The organism is Natrinema soli (assembly GCF_028618695.1).
Genome location: NZ_JAQIVI010000583.1, coordinates 1 through 702 on the forward strand (window position 1 = coordinate 1; position 702 = coordinate 702).

At 48.1% G+C, this 702-nt stretch carries 1 pseudogene; it reads right to left on the reverse strand.

Annotated elements, in window-relative coordinates:
• A pseudogene (locus PGX04_RS35100) lies at positions 1 to 195 on the reverse strand (polysaccharide deacetylase family protein); the annotation flags it as partial.
• Positions 196 to 702: the final 507 nt, after the last annotated feature.

Here is a 702-nt window from a genome sequence, read left to right on the forward strand (position 1 = left end):
GTTCCATTCGTCGAGAGACTCAAAGTTCTCGATTGATTCCCCGGGAAGTTTCGATAGTCCATCAGTGCCATCAGATCCGGTAGAGTCTTCGTTCGACGATGATTGGTTCGACGAGTTACCGTTTCCCCGCCACTCTTGCAACTGTGAGAGACAGCCAGAGAGGCTAAGTGTTCCAGCCGCTGCAACGGTCGTCACGAACGATCGTCGATTTCGATCTGTCATCAATTCCGTTGATAACCTGTTGACTCTTCTTTATCAATCTGTTAATCGAGGTCGCTCATCTCGACCAGTCGTAACTTCCAGTAGCGAGGAGTTCGTTAGTTGCTGTTGATGGGGAAGACTCAGGGCAGTGTTAAATCCAGAAAAAATCATAATAAAGTACAAGAATGAATCCGACCGTAATATTATTAATGATGGTAATGGTAATAGTCGCCGTCACCATGTTCTTCGTGATAGGATGGGTTATTTCGGGCGGGTATTTGCCCGACTGAAAGTCACGTATCGCCGACTATCCCCGTATTCATCTAGAATCACTTCTCCGCCTCATACGACTCGCATGGTCTCACCACTGGAGATAGTGCTCTGTGTAGAACTGCGGAACGACCGTGTAGATACGGTGAGCGAGTCGAAAACTCACAGAGAATACGGTCCCGACGAAACGCTCGCGACTCACAACCGAGGTAGTTCCTGATTCTGTTTTCG